The 16,556-nt window shown below is 57.8% G+C and carries 12 protein-coding genes and 1 tRNA gene; 7 read left to right on the forward strand and 6 right to left on the reverse strand.

Annotated features, from left to right (window positions below):
* Positions 1 to 2 precede the first annotated feature (2 nt).
* Positions 3 to 1,259, forward strand: a complete 1,257-nt coding sequence (locus tag AC5S27_RS11775) for a M48 family metallopeptidase (protein WP_493934753.1) — start codon at positions 3 to 5, stop codon at positions 1,257 to 1,259.
* A gap of 186 nt (positions 1,260 to 1,445) precedes the next feature.
* Positions 1,446 to 1,760 (forward strand): hypothetical protein, encoded by a 315-nt coding sequence (locus AC5S27_RS11780; protein WP_493934754.1) that lies wholly within the window; start codon positions 1,446 to 1,448, stop codon positions 1,758 to 1,760.
* A gap of 66 nt (positions 1,761 to 1,826) precedes the next feature.
* Here the strand turns inward: AC5S27_RS11780 and AC5S27_RS11785 are convergent, their stop codons facing one another.
* Positions 1,827 to 2,063, reverse strand: a complete 237-nt coding sequence (locus AC5S27_RS11785; protein ID WP_493934755.1) for an anti-sigma factor family protein — start codon at positions 2,061 to 2,063, stop codon at positions 1,827 to 1,829.
* A complete protein-coding gene (locus AC5S27_RS11790; RefSeq protein ID WP_493934756.1) occupies positions 2,060 to 2,683 on the reverse strand; it encodes a sigma-70 family RNA polymerase sigma factor in 624 nt (207 codons plus the stop codon). Before AC5S27_RS11790 ends, AC5S27_RS11785 begins: the two co-directional genes overlap by 4 nt.
* 178 nt (positions 2,684 to 2,861) lie before the next feature.
* Here AC5S27_RS11790 and AC5S27_RS11795 point away from each other — a divergent pair, with 178 nt between their 5' ends.
* From AC5S27_RS11795 to AC5S27_RS11805, 3 genes are all read left to right on the forward strand, one after another.
* Positions 2,862 to 5,297 (forward strand): lytic transglycosylase domain-containing protein, encoded by a 2,436-nt coding sequence (locus tag AC5S27_RS11795; protein WP_493934757.1) that lies wholly within the window; start codon positions 2,862 to 2,864, stop codon positions 5,295 to 5,297.
* A 206-nt stretch (positions 5,298 to 5,503) separates the two neighbouring features.
* On the forward strand, positions 5,504 to 5,767 hold the full coding sequence (locus tag AC5S27_RS11800) for a hypothetical protein (RefSeq protein ID WP_493934758.1): 264 nt from the start codon (positions 5,504 to 5,506) through the stop codon (positions 5,765 to 5,767).
* A 99-nt stretch (positions 5,768 to 5,866) separates the two neighbouring features.
* Positions 5,867 to 5,953 (forward strand) — tRNA-Leu (locus AC5S27_RS11805).
* A 242-nt stretch (positions 5,954 to 6,195) separates the two neighbouring features.
* Here AC5S27_RS11805 and AC5S27_RS11810 read toward each other — a convergent pair.
* Positions 6,196 to 10,083, reverse strand: coding sequence for a protease pro-enzyme activation domain-containing protein (locus AC5S27_RS11810; RefSeq protein ID WP_493934759.1), 3,888 nt, complete (start codon positions 10,081 to 10,083; stop codon positions 6,196 to 6,198).
* 224 nt (positions 10,084 to 10,307) lie between these two features.
* Positions 10,308 to 10,517 (reverse strand): hypothetical protein, encoded by a 210-nt coding sequence (locus AC5S27_RS11815; protein ID WP_493934760.1) that lies wholly within the window; start codon positions 10,515 to 10,517, stop codon positions 10,308 to 10,310.
* Between the two features lie 537 nt (positions 10,518 to 11,054).
* On the opposite strand from AC5S27_RS11815, the gene AC5S27_RS11820 reads away from it, so the two are divergent.
* Complete coding sequence (locus AC5S27_RS11820; RefSeq protein WP_493934761.1) at positions 11,055 to 13,394, forward strand: winged helix-turn-helix domain-containing protein; 2,340 nt, start codon at positions 11,055 to 11,057, stop codon at positions 13,392 to 13,394.
* Positions 13,395 to 13,400: 6 nt separating this feature from the next.
* Here AC5S27_RS11820 and AC5S27_RS11825 read toward each other — a convergent pair whose 3' ends face one another.
* Both AC5S27_RS11825 and AC5S27_RS11830 read right to left on the reverse strand, forming a co-directional pair.
* Positions 13,401 to 14,678 (reverse strand): condensation domain-containing protein, encoded by a 1,278-nt coding sequence (locus AC5S27_RS11825; RefSeq protein ID WP_493934762.1) that lies wholly within the window; start codon positions 14,676 to 14,678, stop codon positions 13,401 to 13,403.
* Between the two features lie 64 nt (positions 14,679 to 14,742).
* Positions 14,743 to 15,360: an RNA polymerase sigma factor gene (locus AC5S27_RS11830; protein WP_493934763.1), complete on the reverse strand. Its 618-nt coding sequence runs from the start codon at positions 15,358 to 15,360 to the stop codon at positions 14,743 to 14,745.
* A gap of 286 nt (positions 15,361 to 15,646) precedes the next feature.
* On the opposite strand from AC5S27_RS11830, the gene AC5S27_RS11835 reads away from it, so the two are divergent.
* Positions 15,647 to 16,537 carry an alpha/beta fold hydrolase gene (locus AC5S27_RS11835; RefSeq protein WP_493934764.1) on the forward strand — a complete coding sequence of 297 codons (891 nt, stop codon included), beginning with the start codon at positions 15,647 to 15,649 and terminating at the stop codon, positions 16,535 to 16,537.
* Positions 16,538 to 16,556 lie beyond the last annotated feature (19 nt).

The following is a 16,556-nucleotide window of genomic DNA, read 5'->3' on the forward strand; positions in this document are numbered from 1 at the left end:
AGATGAATCTGAGCTATTTGCGCACACGGATTTTGCTGCCGGGGCTGCTGCTGGCTTTGCCGCTGGGGATGGCGACGGCGAGCTATGCTCAGTCGGGCGACGGGCAGGCGACTAAGACGACCACTCCGGATGCAACGCCAGCGGATGCTTCCAAGCCGCCCGATGATTCCTCCAAGGATTCGGGGGATGCGGCAAAAGACAAGGGCAAGGACAGCAAGGATTCGAAGGCCAGCAAGAAGGCCCAGGAGGATGCCAAGGCCGCGGCTGCAGCGAGGACGCCGATTGTGCTGGCGGAACCGGGCAGCCATATGGAGACGATCAAGCCTGGCAGCATCGACGATGTGAGCGCGGTGGGGAATCGCGACATCGGCGCGCGCGGCATGGGGAATTGGTACTCGACGGACTCCGAGATTCGCATGGGACGGCAGTACGCTGCGGAGATTGAGAAGAGCACCAAGTTCATCACCGATCCTGTGGTCACGGAGTATGTGAACCGCATCGGGCAGAATATCGTGAAGAACTCCGACTGCAAGGTGCCGTTCACGATCAAGGTGATCGATACGGACGAGATCAATGCGATGGCGCTGCCGGGGGGCTTCTTCTACGTCAATTCGGGATTGATCCTGAATGCGGATGAGGAAGCGGAGCTGGCGGGCGTGATGGCGCATGAGACGGCTCATGTGTGTGCGCACCACGCAGCGCGGCAGATGACGCGCGCGAACTACGCGCAGCTGGGAACGATTCCGCTGATCTTCATTGGTGGATGGACAGGGTACGGAATTTACGAGGCGGCTTCGATTGGCGTGCCGATTACCTTCCTGCACTTCTCGCGCGAGTTTGAGGCGCAGGCGGACTATCTGGGCGTGCAGTATATGTACCGCGCCGGGTACGATCCGCAGGCGTTTATCAGCTTCTTTGAGAAAATCCAGGCGCTGGAGAAGCGCAAGCCGGGGCTGGTTTCAAAGGCGTTCTCGGACCATCCGCAAACGCCTGACCGGATTGAGCACTCGCAGAATGAGATTTCGCACATTCTGCCGGCGAAGGACGAGTACACGGTTACGACTTCAGAGTTCGACGATGTGAAGGCCCGACTGGCGCGCATTCAGAACAAGCGCCGGCTGACGGACTCGAAGGACGGGAAGAAGCCTTCGCTGCGCAAGGCGAGCACTTCGAAGGATGACAAGACGGCTCAGCAGACGGACCCCAACGCGAGCCCGGATGATAAGCCAACGCTGCACCGGCGCGAGGATAACAACTAGCCCGATCTGGCTGATTTGGTATGGCTGTAACAGGATGCACCCCTTCCGTGAGCTGGGGTGCATTCTTGTTTGTGCTGATTTGATTCAGGGCTATACTGTGTGCAGTTGCGAGCTAACTGCCTGGGAAGTCTGAGCAAGATTGGCCATCCCGGTCGGAAATTTACTTCGCGATGACTGCCCCCTGCTATGAAACGAATCTTGGTTGTTGCTGCCGTGTTTCTGTTTATGGTGGTGCTTACGAATCTGGCGAACCGTGTGCCGGCGGACGGAGCATCGGGAACCTCGTTCAGCCTGAAGGCTCAGACGGTTGTGGCCTGCTCGTCGCACGAGATTGTGCTGGTGGATCCGCACCAGAAGGCTACGCGGCTCGACAAGGATGACAGCTGGCCGGACTGCTCGAAGTTTGAGGGCGAGAAGGCGCAGGACTTCTATCTATCGCGCGGGGCGAAGACGCATTTTCTTGGGTTTGAGAAGTCGGCGTGGTGGCGGAAGGCGATGTGAAGGCAGGGAACTGGGAACAGGGAACAACTTGCAAAGGCCGCTCCTGGGGAGCGGCCTTTGGTGGTTTTAGCAGCCATTTTTGCAGCGGGCCATGATGGCCGCGTGGAGGCGCTCGCGGACTGCGTTGGGGAGTTCGTAGACTTCGTGGGAGCGGTAGATTTCGATGGTTTTGCGGGTGGTGCTCAGGGTTACTTCGCAGTGGTCGCAGCCCCCGAGGTGTTCCTGCATTTGGGCGCGGGTGGCCGAGGAGATATCGTCATCGATCAGTTCGTCGAGCAGAGCCAGAAACTCAGTGCAGGTCACTTCTCACCAGCCTTCTTTTTGCGGAAGTAGCGGCTGAGACGTTCGCGGAGTTGGAGCCGCGCGCGGAGCAGTCGCGATTTGACGGCGGGAACGCTCAATCCGAGGGTTTCAGCCGTTTCTTCCGTGGACAGCCCGTCCACATCCCTTAGTACAAAGACGATCCGGAAACCGTGCGGCAGTCCCTGAATCGTTTTTCGCAAAATCTCGGCTAGTTCTGCTTGGCCGTAGTTCTGTTCCGGATTGGGACTCCAGTCGGCGAGGTCACGCGGGACGCTGCCTTCTTCAGTCTCAATATCATCATCGATGGAGACCATTTTCCCGGTGCGGCGCTTGCGCAGCCGCATGAGGGATTCGTTCACCGCGATGCGAACCAGCCAGGTGTAGAACTTGCTGTTGCCCTGGAACTGATCCAACTTCTCGTACGCCTTTAGAAATGCATCCTGGACTACATCCTGCGCGTCTTCGCGATTTTGCGTGATGTGCTGCGCAATGCGGAAGATCTGCCGGTCGTACTTGTTGACCAGTGTTTCAAAGGCATGAACGTCTCCTCCACGCGCACTGTCTACCAGTGCTACGTCGGGATGCTGCTCGTTCTCCCCAGTTACTTGGATGGTCGCCATTCGTGATAGATGCGAAAAATCCGCTGCCTTTCCACTTTGCACGCTGTGCTTGTGCCGAAAGATCAGTGTAACGGACGAGGATGGTGTTTCCAAGCAGGTTGACGGGGGTGGTTCGCTTTCTGGATTCGCTGGGCGTGGCGGAACTGCGAAAGATGGGAAATCGGCATAGACTCAAAGCATGAATTGGAATTACCGGGATCGGGTTGCGGCTGGCGTTATGGGGCTGACGCTGGCTATGTTTACGCTTGCCTTGCCTGGGTTTGCCGCGGTGAAGCATAAGCCCAGGACCGGCAAGGCGACGGCTAAGTCTGCTGCGGGACGGAACGCCGGGAGGTCGGCGAAGGCGGCGAAGTTGAAGCAGGCGTTTGTGGCTTCTACGGAGCTGCGGCCGATGGCGCAACAACTTGCTACCCAGCGCACTGCAGCGGCATACGCGGGAGTTGCGGCTTATGCCAAGTCGCACACGGGCGAGGCCGCTTCGGCTGCTTATCTTGCGCTGGGGCATGCTTATCTGCTGGACAACCGGTTTGCCGAGGCGGCTACGAACTTTCGGCTGGCGCGGGTGGCTGGGGATGCGCTGGCGGATTATGCCGACTTTCTGGGAGCGAAGGCGCAGCATGATGCCGGGAACGATGTTGCAGCTGAAGATTTGCTTAAGGGATTCGCGGTTCGGAATCCGGGGAGCATTTTTAACGGGCAGATCCCGGAATTGGAAGCGCAGGTTTTGCTGGGAATGAACAATGCTGCGGGCGCGAGGCAGGTGCTGGCGGCTGCTCCTGAGGCTGCGGGGCGCGCGGGATACCAGCTTGCGCTGGGCGAGGTTGACCAAGCGCTGGGGCAGAGCGCTGAGGCGGGGCGGGTGTACAAGCATGTGCTGCTAACCTGGCCGCTGACCTTTGAGGCTTCGACGGCGCGGACGCGGTTGACGGCGCTGGGGCTGGAGTCGACGCTGACGCCGACCGAGGTTCGCAGCCTGGCGGATGCGTATTACAACGGCGGGAAGTATGCTGAGGCTTCCGAGCAGTATCATGCGTTGGCGCGGCAGAGTGGCGCGGATCTGGCGCAGCGGAACGGCTTTGCCGTGGCGGCTGCGGCTTGTGATCTCAAGCTGAAGCGGCTGACGCGGGAGCAGGCTGAGGGCCTGGCGCAAACCAACGATGAGAATGGCGCGCGGCGGCTTTATCTGCTGATGGAGCTGGCGCGGAACCGCGATGATCTGACTGCGCAGGCTGCGTACGTGGACGTTCTGAAGACGAGTTTTCCGCGAAGCCAGTGGTATGCGGAGGCGCTGTTCTCGAGTGGCAACATGTATCTGCTGCGCAAGGATTATGCGCGCGCGGTAACGTACTATGCCGATCTGGCGGAGAAGTTCCCGGCGGACAAGAATGCTGCGGCAGCGCACTGGCGGGCGGGATGGTGGTCTTACCGGCAGGGGCTGTATCCGCAGGCCGCGCAGATTTTTGAGGAACAGATCAAGCAGTATCCCGGCGCGAAGGAGACTGTCAGCGCGCTGTACTGGCGGGCGCGGCTGTATGAGCAGTTGGATCATCAACCGGCGATGGCTGCGGCGCATTATCGCAAGGTTGTATCGGTCTATTCGCACTACTTCTATGCGCAAATGGCCAAGCAGCGCTTAGCTGCACTGGGGGATGCTGTGCCGGCTGCGGCGCCGGTCCTAGACAACTATGCTCCTGCGGTCATTCCGAAGCTGGAGGTGGCGTTCCCGGAGGGTGAGCCGCATCTGATCAAGGCGCATCTGCTGGTGAATGCCGGGCTGACGGAGTATGTTCCGCAGGAGATTGCTGCAGCGCCGGGGAGCTCGTCGTGGAGCGGGATTGCCGAGGCGAAGATTTACATGTCGTACGGAGAGACGTACCGTGCGATGCGGGTACTGAAGCGGACGCTTCCGTTTGCGGCTTCTGCGCCGATCAAGTCGATTCCGCTGGAGTACTGGCGGATTCTGTTCCCTGAGCCTTACTGGGACACGATCAAGGCGGAGTCGGCGAAGAACGGGCTCGACCCTTACCTTGTGGCTTCTCTGATCCGGCAGGAGTCGGAGTTCAATCCGTCCGCGATTTCGAAGGCGAACGCGTACGGGCTCATGCAGCTCCTGCCTTCGGTGGGCAGGCAGATGGCGCGCGAAGAGGGGATTGGATCGATTGAGCCTCGGCAATTGCTTGATCCGTTGTTGAACATCCGGCTGGGTACGCGGTATCTGCGGGAGACGATGGAGAAGTTTGGACGGGTGCCGGAGTATGCGCTTGCGGCCTATAACGCCGGCGACAATCGCGTGACGGACTGGCAGGCTTCGGGGCCGTATCACGGCATCGATGAGTTTGTGGAATCGATTCCGTTTACCGAGACGCGGGAGTATGTGCAGGGGATTTTGCGCAACCAGGATATCTATCGGGGTATTGATGTCTACGCGCAGAGTCTGCAGAAGGCGCAGGCTACCGGGCTGGCTGCGGGGCAGCCTAAAGATGGGGTCAGGGAGCCGCTGCGGGATGAGGTGTCGCCAGTTGCGGCTCAGCCTGTCGCTGCTGCGGTGAAGGCTCCTACCGCTTCTATGCGAACGGCAGTGCGGCCGGCGTTGGGGGCAGCGACGCAGCGGTAGGGTTGCATGATGAATTTTTGTTCATACGGGACATCAGTTTGCGATTGTGATTGACGAATTTGATTTCGCACGAAAGACTGAGCGTACGTAAACGTAAAGAACCTGTTCCGGAAGATGCTTCACATCACGGCTTGCTGCGAACTACCCAAGGTTGCGGCTTACGTTTTGGTCGCAACCCTGTCGAATTCACCCATTGGAGGGGAAGTATGACAGCTGAGTTGCAGTTCCTCGAAGCATGGATTCCCGAGAAGATGGAACCTGGCACGGTCTTTCTGCTGGAAGGGCCGAACTCGCTCGGTCAGGGCAACAACCCCTTCGTTGCGGTGCTTGCGTGCCCTGGATGCGGCACTGTCGGCTTGATCACGCGGCGGCAGCTGCATGGCTTTGAAACGATGATTTGCGGGGGCGACGAATGCTCGGCGGAGTTTGGCTTCGACGGGGATACTATCCGCTATCGCTCGGTGCAGTGAGTCGCTGGTTTTCCGCGTACCGTAACTATCGCTCCAGGCCCCATCTCCGGTAGCATGATGCTAGCGCTGGCTTGCTTTTTGAGGAGCTGCGCGGTAGATGCCCGGATGGTGAAATTGGCAGACACAGCGGACTTAAAATCCGTCACCCGCAAGGGAGTGGGGGTTCAAGTCCCCCTCCGGGCACCAATAGAAGCTTCAGAAAAACACGATCGAGATGCTGTCGAAATATTCGACCTAGCATCTCGATTTCTTGCGTGAGCCATCTCTTGCATTTGAATTCTTCGCTTTCGGCGCGACGCGACTCCCGAGGTGCGAAGACCGGCATACCTACAACGTTGACTTTGGGCCATCCTCCAAAAGGAAAGGGTTGCAGACGAACATCTGCAACCCCTGGTTGAATCGGTTTTGGTTCAGTAGCGAGCTGATGTCTACTGCACGACGATGGTGATTGCGATGTTGTGAGTTGAGGTGCCGTTCGAGGCTGTGAGAACCGCGTTGTACGTGCCGGCGGGAACCAAGGTCGGTTGCACCGGTGGGGTGGGGATTGAAGTCTTTGAACTTCCGCCGCAGCCGGTTAGCAATCCAAAGCCAAGGCTGACGAACAGTAGAAGGCCAAAGATCGCCTGACCTCTGCGTTTGCGCGAGGGTATGCCGAGGAGGAAGACGCAGGCCAGAGCTGCTCCGCCACCAGTGGTCCAGAGGCCGCGCGATGAGAGTTTGGCCGACTGCGTGGTTTTTGCTGGAATGGATGTTGCCAATTGCAGAGTGGTGGAGACCATTCCGTTGGAGGTGACGGCTACGCTGGCGGGTACGGTGCACAGGGGAAGAACCGTTCCACTGCCAGTCACAACGCAACTGAGATTGACGTTGCCGCTGAAGGGGGCCAGCGAGTTAACCACGATGTTGGCGGAGCCGGACGCGCCTGAAGCGATGGTGATATTCGGTGTCGTGGTGACGATTGAGAAGTCGCCGGGAGCGTTGTATTTGTATTGCAGTACCTGGCTGATGGAGGTGTTGTAGGTGGAGTCGCCCTGATAGCTCGCGGAAAGGAGGCCTGCGGACAAGGGTGCTCCTGAGGTTCCTTCGTATGCAGGGAAGGTGATCGTGGTGGTCGAAGTATGTCCGTCTGCTGTGGGCTTCAGCTTACCCGCCGCGTTGATGCCGATGATCTCGACGATACCCGTTGGCGCGCTGGAGCTGCCTGTCACCGTTGCTGTGATTGTGACCAATGTGCCGGGCTGGATGGTGCTCTGGTCGCTTGGCGAGGTCAGGGTGAGAGCGGTGGAGGTCGGCAACAAGCCATTTGCCGGTCCTACCTGGACGGAGAAACCAGCGGGTGAGATAGGCTGCGCTGCGTAGAAGCTGTCGCCCAGGTATCCGGTCGCGACTGGATAGGTTCCCTGCGCGAGGTTGCTGAAGACTGCTTCGCCGGGGGAGCATTGGCCTGACCCAGGAGCGGCGGGAATAGGGGTTACTGTCTGGGTTAGCGGGCCGAGGCTTACGACGACGCTGCCGGTGGGTGCAATCCCCGCGGATGCCTGTGGGCAGAGTTCGAAGAGGACCAGGAAGGACGCACCGGCGCTGAGGTTGAGTGTGCCAGGAATGTAGCCGATGAGAATCTGCTGAGGGAGCGGTTGGACGATGCTGAACGTGGTTGGTGTGGTGACGGAAGAGGCGCGATAGCTTGCATCCCCTGAATAGCTGTAGGTGAAGCTATGGTTGCCGACGGTCAGACCCTGCGGGTAATAGCTGGCACTGCCGCCACCGAGGGGAACGGTTGCGACCGGAGCGCCGTTATCGAGGAACGTGACGCTCCCTGTGGCGTACGAATCGGTCTGTCCGTTGGCTCCGACGGGTTGCGCGGTCAATCCGACCGGTGCACCGTAGGGGAAGGTGGATCCGTTCGGAAACGGACCGCCGAAAGGGAAATTGCTGAATTGCGCCGTTGTAATGACGAGAGAGCTTTCTTCCGGGCTTACGGTGATCGAGACGGGGGTTGACTGGCTACTGGCGAAGGCAGAGTCTCCGCCATAGTGGCCGTAGAGTTTATAGGTGCCTCCGGGAAGATAGTCCACCGTCGTCGCGGAGGTTCCGGTGGCATCCAGCTTCAAGGCAAGCTGACCTCGATTGTCAGGCAGGTTTGCGTCTGCGATGACGGCGACGCTCCCGGTTGGGGTGACCGATGCAGCGGAGGTGGGTGCTACATACGCGGTGAGAGTAACTTTCTGGCCGTGTGTGATGCTGCCTGGTGTTGCTTCGAATGTGGTGTTGGTAGACGCGAACTTGACGCTGTCCCAATTCGTGACGAGTGCGTTGGCATCTACGCTGCCCAGGCCACTTGCAAGGTCATATCCCTCGGTGGCTGGCCAGTCATGCAGAGAGAAACCGCCTCCGGTTGCATCGGCAGTGCAGTCGACCGTGTACGGGGGATAGTCCAGAGTACAGGGCACGTTGTTTGAGCCGACAGTTACGTCATGAAAGACAGCGGGATTGCGGGCTGCCAGTGGATAGAGGACGTAATTGGCCTGCCCCTGCGGACCGTACTTCTGGTTGACGAGTGCCATGATGCCGGCGAAGGAGGGACTTGAGGCCGATGTGCCCCCGACGCCCGTGACGTACAAGACTCCTGAGGAGTCGGTGTTGACGCAGTCGCCGGGTTCGACACAGAGCGGATAGAAGGTGTAGTTGGAGCCGGAAGAGGCGAACAGGGAGACGTCGGGCAGGTCGCGGACGTTGTCATCTGGAACGCCGAGTCCGGATTGCCACGCCGGTTTGGGAAAGCCGGCCAGTTTGGAGCAGTCAGCGATTCCAGTCGCCGAGATCGGGTTGGTCCCAACGCCGGGGACTGCGCAACTGCTCTGCCCGCCGCCGGCGGCGCTGAAGGAGGCCACAGGCAGTGTGTTCAGCCCATAGACGGTGCCGTTCCAGGGTTGCTCGGGGATGGGCTTGAGAAGCGATCCATAGTTGGCATCGTTTGTCTGGCTCCAGTACGTAGCCATGCTGGCGCCGCCGGAGGCGTAGTCACTGTAATAGAAGTCGGTGCCGCCCACCGCGACGTTCCAGGGAGTGGAGGCCAAACCGTTGACTTGCAATCCGAGCAGGGCGAACTGATTTCCAAATGCATCACATGTTGCCGAGCCAGAGTCGCCGGTGGAGACCTGTACGGTCTGTCCCTGGGCTGCTGCCTGCTCCCAGATTGCGTTGTAGAACGACATCTGGGCTGCGCCCAGATAGGCTTCGCATTCTCCGAAACTCACGCTCAGAACGCTTGCCTCGTCGTCGGCAACAGCGCGCAGAATGGCGTAGTTGAGGTCGTTTGCGATGTAGAGTTTGACTGTCGCCTGGGGGGCGACCGCTCCGGCTTGCTCCACGTCCAGATAGGCTTCGATGGCTGCGGAGTTCACGCCGGGGTCGGCACCTTCGATGACGACCTGGGGGAGATTCGCGGTGGCACCGGATTTGTCCAAGCCAAAGAGCTTGCGGTAGGCGCTGACCTGTCCGAGGTCGATATTGGATACGTTGATGATGCCGATGGTTTGACCGGCGCCGTTGATCCCGGCAGCATATAGCGGCGCGAGGTTGTACTGCGTGGCGAAGTCCTTCGGGGCGAGGGTGTAATACGGGTGCGTGTCGCCCGGGATTGTCCATTGCGGGGTAGCTTTATGCGAGGCTGAATCGATGGTGGCTCTGCCGAGCGGGTGAGCCAAAGGCTTCGGCGAAAAATCACTCAGGCCATTGACCGCTGCAATGACTGGGGCGAGGGCGGCAGGAATTTGCGGATCCGTCGAGTTTGCGTGGTGAGCTTCCCCGTGGACGTTGTACCGATGGATCGAGGTGTGGAAGGCGCTCTTGATCTGTCCTGCGGTGCCTGAGAACTGAATCGCCGTTTTCCCTGGAGTTACTTTCCCGATCGAGAAGCCGTGCGATTGAAGCCAGGATTCCACGGTCGCGATGTCTTCGTCGGAGGGGCCATACTGCTGGCCAAACTGATCCGGTTTCAGCCATTTGTGGAAATTGGCAGAGCCTTTTTTGTGTGCCTCTGCGAGGAACTGCTGCAATGCGGTCTCGCGCTCCGGGGAGCGCCTGAGTACCAGCGTCAGGCCGCCAGATGGCGCTGAATCCGGCAAGGCTCCCTGATCGTATTTCGCCTGAGCCAATGGATGGACATTGCCTTTGAGAGTTGTGAGCTGCGAATCGAGAACCTGCTGGGTGATCTGAGGGACAGTTTGAGCCTGGCAGATGACGGCAAACACGACGGCTAGTCCGGCGAAAGGGAAGAATTTTCGGGCTGCCGAAATTAAACGACTTGAGGTCACATTTTCTCCATTTGAATCTTGTGGATATTGGGTGCTGTATGCAGTCTGTTGCGTGGTGGCTGGATCCATGAAGGGCGGTGGCTGGAGGATTGTCAAATAAATTGGCCGTTAACTGGCCGGTTAACACGCGAGTCTGTGTAGCTGTCTTGCGGTTGCACAGTCGAACAGGCATATCTGCATGGTCGACTGCGAGATACCTGGAATCTGCGAGTTATGTGCGTGTGTCAGTAATGGTTTCGACGCCAGGCTGCGGCTTCAGACTCTGGCCCGTTGAAGCGCCACCAGATCAATCGCGGGACATAGGTCAGGCGACTCCAAAGCGTTGGAGTCAGCATGGGCTTCGGATGATAGGTGAACTCAGAGAGACCGCTATCAGGATCAATCTGGTCGCCGGGATCAACACGTGGATCAACTTCAGGTTCAACAAGAAGCATTTGGATTTCCAATTAACATAGGTTGGAATTGCGAATCGTTGCATGCATCATCGAACGCCACGATGGGACGCTGCCATTCGGCATGCAGGGATCCCATGGAAGCTAGTTCGCAGGCGTAGCAGGGGCGGGGTGGCCCTGTGTCGTCTATTGCGGAGAGGCTTGGTGCGCGGTCGCATGGAACGTGACCTTGCCTAGCCGGCGAGTAAAACTGGTGAGTCGAGTCGTTCGGTCTAGAGCCTGGGGTAAAAGTCAATCAAGGACGGCAAGAACGAAGGTTACTCCGGGGAAATGAAGGAGTGTGACGGTACATCTTTTTCCATCGAATCCTGCGGATGTTAGGCACTGGATGCTGTCTTTTATGTTGTGTCTTGATCCATGAGGGACGGTGGCTGGAGGATTGTCAAATAAATTGACTGTTAACCGGGGTGTTTATGCGCGTGTCTGTGGAATTGTTTCGATGGTGACTCTAGAGCCGGGTCTTCGCAGCGCCTGCCGGCACTCCTTACCGGGTACAGTGATTGTTATGATGGAGTTACCATGCCCGTATCACTTTCCAGCAGCCAGGAAGTTATCGCTTACCGTTTCCATGAATTTGAGGTTCGTATCGGCGATGAACTGCTTTTCCATCGGGGGAAGCAGGTACGGATTCAGAAGCTGCCTTTCCGTATGCTCCTGGCATTGCTTGAGAAGCCGAATGAAGTGGTTTTGCGGGAAGAACTGCGCAGCAAGATCTGGGGCGACACCACGTTCGTGGATTTTGATACGAACCTTCGTGTTGCGGCGACGAAGCTGCGCGAGGCGTTGGGAGATTGCGCTTCCGATCCGGTCTATCTGGAGACGGTGCCCAAGCAGGGATATAAGTTTCTGATCGAGCCGGTGCTGGAATTGCACTCGGAGGAGCAGTCAATTGAAGCAGCCGCGGAGCAGGTGCCTGCCGGTTTGACTGAAGTGCCGCCGGTGCCTGTACCGAAGGACAAGATGCGTGTCTTCGGGCGGCCCTCTCTGTATGGGTTGCTGACCTTGGCCGTTTTCCTGACAGGGCTCGCTTTCTATGGCTACTGGAGATTCTCGCGTCCTCTCATTCACAGTGAGGACAGCGTGGTCGTCGGCGCATTTGTCAATCGTACGGGAAGCCATGACTTTGACACGGGCCTGACTCTTCCATTTCGGGTGAAACTGGAAGAGTCTTCCTATCTGAACCTGGCTGTTGCGCGGCAGCTTGCCCGTACGTCCGATGTTCCGACGCTGTCCGATGAACTTCACGCGTGCACTGCGGTACCTGCGCGAGTGTTGTTGCGTGGAGAACTGATACAGCGAGAGGAACAGTATGCTGTACGGGTCTCGGCCTGGCGGTGCGCGGATGGCCAGTCGCTTGCGAGCGAACTGGCTGTGGCGCGCTCGAACAGGGATGTACTGCAGGCTCTCAGCGTTGCCACCGATAAGATGCGGCGGCGGTTAGGCGAGCCGGAAAGCTCGATTCTCAGGTCTAACATTCCTCTGGATCAGGCGACGTCAGACTCGATGGGCGCGCTGCGCGCTTATTCCCTTGGAGATGCGAAATTTCGAAGCGGGCGTGCATCCGAGGCGATCCCTGACCTCGAGATGGCCATTGCTCTCGATCCAAAGTTTACGCTGGCCTATGCCTGCCTTGGTGGGATCTATGCTGCCAGCGGAGAGGTAGCGCTCAGCCGCGAGTATTACCGGAAGGCTTTCAACCTTCGCGAGCGCGCCACAGACCGAGAACGGTTCTATATTGCAGCCGGTTACTACAGCTCTGCCACTGGTCAGATCTGGCAGGCAATCAAGATCTACCAACTCTGGATCGACTCTTACCCACGCGATGCTGTTCCCGTCAATAATCTTGTGCTGGAATACTTGCGTCTGGGTCAGGGAGAGCAGGCAGGTGTTCTGGCGCGCAAAGCAATTCAACTGAATCCTCAACTGGAGCAACCATATGCGCTGCTGGCACGAGCGCTTTCCATGTCTGGAGATTACGAGGCGCTGGCGAAGCTATGCAGAGCAAGGGCAGAAAAGAGCAACATGGTGGATATGCACCTGGCCTGCTATGCGGGGGCTTTCCTGAGAAATGACGAGGCTTCGATGCAGCGCGAGATGCGGTGGGGACAGGGTAAACCTCTCGAAAGCACACTCCTCCTGTTCGAAGCTGAAATCGCCGCATCACACGGACGGCTGGCTGAGTCAGAGCATCTCTTTTCGCAGGCAAGAGAGAATGCGCTCCATCATGACCTCACTGAGTTTGCAGCGATGATTGAGCTTGAAGAAGCACAGCTTGCGTCGGACGCGGGGTATCCAGGCAAAGCAAAACAGCATATTGTGGCGGCACTGAAGATGGCAGGTGAGGGCGCCGATGTCAAGGCCGAGGCTGCGCTTGTGATGGCGAGGTCAGGAGACGATGCGGGTGCTCGTGCGCAGGCGCGGAAGGCAGCGAATCTCTCACCTCAAGACACGCTTTTGAACTCGCTGCAACTGGCCACGGTGGATGCAGCGATCGCGCTGGCCCAACACGATCCGGAGAAATCAATTCAATCCCTTCAGAAAGCGCAGCCCTATGAATTGTGCCCTGAATTGCTTTTCTCAACTGTCTACTATCGGGGGCTCGCTTACTTGAACGAGGGGCAGTGGCAAGAGGCTGCGGCAGAATTTCAAAAGGTTCTGGATCATCGTTCCATTTATCCGGCTTCTCCGTATCTGTCCCTCTCGGCACTTCAGCTGGCAGTAGCCGCCGAGCATGCTGGGGACCACGCGCAGGCTGCGCGCGCCTATCACGATGCTGCAGAGAACTGGAAGAGTGCGGACACGGGTTATCTCCCGTTGCAGCGACTACGTTCGTTCAAGGCACAACTCGACCAGCAATAGCCTTGCTTATGGTAGCTGGCTGACTTCGAGCAGCAATTGCGCACTTCGCGGTAACAGGGAAGCAATGGGCTTCGGACTGGCGTGCGTGAGGTGGAGCGCGTTCTTGAATGTAAGGGCACTGACGGATTGTTCCTGATCGAACCCAAATGCGACGGATGGTCCCCATATGTCGACCACTTGAAAGCGATCCGAATCGAGATCGAAAGTGACCCTTCCCGGATTTGTCAGCATGAGCTCATACCCGAAGTGTTCCGCTGTGACGGCTGCGGTCATGTCTGCGTCGGTGGCAATTTGTCCAACTAACTGCGTGAGGAAGAAATTGCTCTCGGGATGGCGAAAAGGGGCGAGAGCTCTGAGTGCCTTGCGCGCGATGTCCCAGAAAGTAGGGTTCTCGTCAACTCCAAAGCGAATCGCTCCCGCGCCCAGGACTACGGATGTTTCCTCTGGTATCTGGAGACTATCGCGGATGTTGATGGGTGAAAACACTCGCACGGGAGCGTGTCTCCATCGACTGGAGAGTTCACGACCAACGATCACGAGGGCAGCGGTGAGAGCTGCGTGCAAGGTCACCTCTTGCAGGCGCGTGGCGTTGACGATGCGATCCGTCTCATCTTCGCTGAGTCGAAGAGCAGTCACGCTCACATTGGATGTTGCCGGGCGGTAGGTTATGGGGAGGTTTGCGCCAGCAATCCCGTCGTCCATGGAGATGGGTGCGGGAGGAGAAAGACCCAAGAAATCCCGAATCTCTTCGATGGGTTTGGGGAGGGGAAGAGGCGTAAGTATGTGGCCTGACAAGATACGGAAGAAGTCTCTGATCAAGAGCAGCAGGCCAATTCCGTCGGTAACGCTATGATGCGTGGTGAAGATCAATTGTGAGCGGTCCGCATGCGTGAGCAAGACCGTCCTGAAGAGGGGTGCTCTTGCTGTGTCTATCCGCGATCCTATCTCTTTTTCCACTTCTGTCTTCCAACTGCCGGGTCCTTCCCACGTTGCTATTCGTAACGGAATTTTGTCCTTGAATGATCCTCGAAATGAGGGTTGTCCCGTGGCGCTCATGACGATCGATGCATTGAGAAGAAGGTGTCGAGCCTGCAGGCGGGCGAGAGCAAGGGAGCATTCTTCCTGCGTGATTTCACCGACTACGTCGATAGCCATGGAAAAGTGGTTGGGACGATTCTGGTCCATCACGTAGAACCATGTTTCCAATGGACCGAGTGGCCGCTCCCATGCCAAGCCCATGGGCGGAGTAACGTCAATGAGGTCGCATTGCATGTTCGCTTTCACGGGCTATCCCTTCCTCGCATTGGGGCGTCGCGGTGCTCCCGGGAAGTGTGCTGTGGGCGGGACCTTAGAGGTGTTTTGCTACAACGGACCGCCGCAGGCGTAGTCTTGCCCGGAGGAGCCGGGATTTTGTTGCAGCGACAGATATGCCTGCGAGAACGGCCAGTTCCTTGACGGAAACGTCATGCATGAGTTGAAGCTCAACTGGAATGCGCAGATTGGTGGGAAGCCCCTTGACGGCCCTGAGGACTTGAGTACTTCTCTGGGAGAGGATGAACTGATCTTCTGCAGTGAGTGATTGGTCCGGCACCTGCATGCTGCCGTTCAGATCTGCATCGTCGTGAGAATCGAGTGACAGATGAGTACGGTTACTTCCTTTACGCTTCAACATCAGAGCAGAGTTGATGGCGATGCGGGTAAGCCAGGTGGAGAATGCGGATCTTCCATCGAAGCCCTTCAGGTGAATCATGGCCTTCATCAAAGAGTCCTGTACGACGTCTTCCGCATCTTCGCGATTTCCGGTCACACGATACGCAGTGTGAAAAATCTGCTTCGAGTGTCGCCTGCAAAGTTCGGAATACGCGGAGCGATCGCCGATCTTCGCGAGTGAGACCAGTGTGCTTTCTGCAGAGGCTGAAACGGGTATGTGTGCGGGTGCTGAACGTCTCTCGATGACCTGGTTCATGATCCCTCCTTGTCCTATCCGAAATTCGCGGGAAGCGTTTCTTAGGTGCGAAGGTAGTAGGGTGCTCAGTGCATAGCAATTACGTGTTCCCATTAGGGTGCTTCGGCGCCGCTACCGTTTGCTGGCTGAGAGCTATCCGGGTGCGCTTGAGAGGCGCCTTGTGACGGTCGAAATGTTGTGAGCGGTTTGCCTAATGTGAAGACGTAATAGGCAGCCCCGGGTTCAATGGCTATGGTCTAGGACGAGGTGATATTCACTCGCCCGACTTTCCGTGAAGGAGCCTACAATGAGCGCGACCGCAACCTTGCCTGAGCTGACTACTACCGTCCACTACAACACCGTAACGATTGGGGATGTCGATATCTTCTACCGCGACGCAGGTGCCAAAACAGCTCCTGTCATTCTTTTGCTGCATGGGTTTCCGACTTCCTCGAATATGTTCCGGAATCTGATTCCGCGGCTGGCGAAGTCGTTTCGAGTGATTGCGCCGGATTATCCAGGGTATGGGTTCAGTAGTGCGCCCGATCATACGAAGTTCGCTTACACGTTTGAGAACATGGCCAGGATCGTGGAGCAACTCACGTTGAAGCTTGAGCTCGCCTCGTATTCGCTCTACGTGATGGACTACGGCGCGCCGATTGGTTATCGTCTGGCACTTCTGCATCCTGAAAAGATCAAGGGGATCGTGGTGCAGAACGGAAATGCGTATGACGAAGGTCTGTTGAAGTTCTGGGATCCGATCAAGAAATACTGGGGAGAAGCAACCGCGGAAAATCGAGCTGCGCTGAACTTCCTGGTATCGGCGGACGCGACCAAGTGGCAGTATCAGAACGGTGTGAGCGAGCTGACGCATCTTGATCCGACGACATGGACGCTGGACCAGGCATTGCTGGATCGTCCAGGCAATGGGGACATTCAACTCGACATGCTGTATGACTACCGCACCAACGTGCCGCTCTATCCGCAGTTCCAGGAATTCTTCCGCAAGTACCAGCCGCCCATGCTGATTGTCTGGGGGAAGAATGACTTCATCTTTCCTCCGGAAGGTGCCTATCCATACAAGCGGGATCTACCAAACGTGGAGACACATCTTCTCGATACGGGACACTTCGCGCTTGAGACCCATGGCGAAGAGATCGCGACACGCATCGAGGGATTCCTGTCACACAGCGGCTAGGGCTGTGCGCCTGCTGGTG

It is taken from the genome of Acidicapsa borealis (assembly GCF_059115245.1).

Excerpts from the sequence above, each read along its gene's own strand:
- AC5S27_RS11780 (WP_493934754.1), top strand. The coding sequence starts at position 1,446 with ATGAAACGAATCTTGGTTGTTGCTGCCGTGTTTCTGTTTATGGTGGTG.
- AC5S27_RS11820 (WP_493934761.1), top strand. The coding sequence starts at position 11,055 with ATGCCCGTATCACTTTCCAGCAGCCAGGAAGTTATCGCTTACCGTTTC.
- AC5S27_RS11830 (WP_493934763.1), bottom strand. The coding sequence starts at position 15,360 with ATGAACCAGGTCATCGAGAGACGTTCAGCACCCGCACACATACCCGTT.
- AC5S27_RS11800 (WP_493934758.1), top strand. The coding sequence starts at position 5,504 with ATGACAGCTGAGTTGCAGTTCCTCGAAGCATGGATTCCCGAGAAGATG.
- AC5S27_RS11835 (WP_493934764.1), top strand. The coding sequence starts at position 15,647 with ATGAGCGCGACCGCAACCTTGCCTGAGCTGACTACTACCGTCCACTAC.
- AC5S27_RS11815 (WP_493934760.1), bottom strand. The coding sequence starts at position 10,517 with ATGCTTCTTGTTGAACCTGAAGTTGATCCACGTGTTGATCCCGGCGAC.
- AC5S27_RS11775 (WP_493934753.1), top strand. The coding sequence starts at position 3 with ATGAATCTGAGCTATTTGCGCACACGGATTTTGCTGCCGGGGCTGCTG.
- AC5S27_RS11790 (WP_493934756.1), bottom strand. The coding sequence starts at position 2,683 with ATGGCGACCATCCAAGTAACTGGGGAGAACGAGCAGCATCCCGACGTA.
- AC5S27_RS11795 (WP_493934757.1), top strand. The coding sequence starts at position 2,862 with ATGAATTGGAATTACCGGGATCGGGTTGCGGCTGGCGTTATGGGGCTG.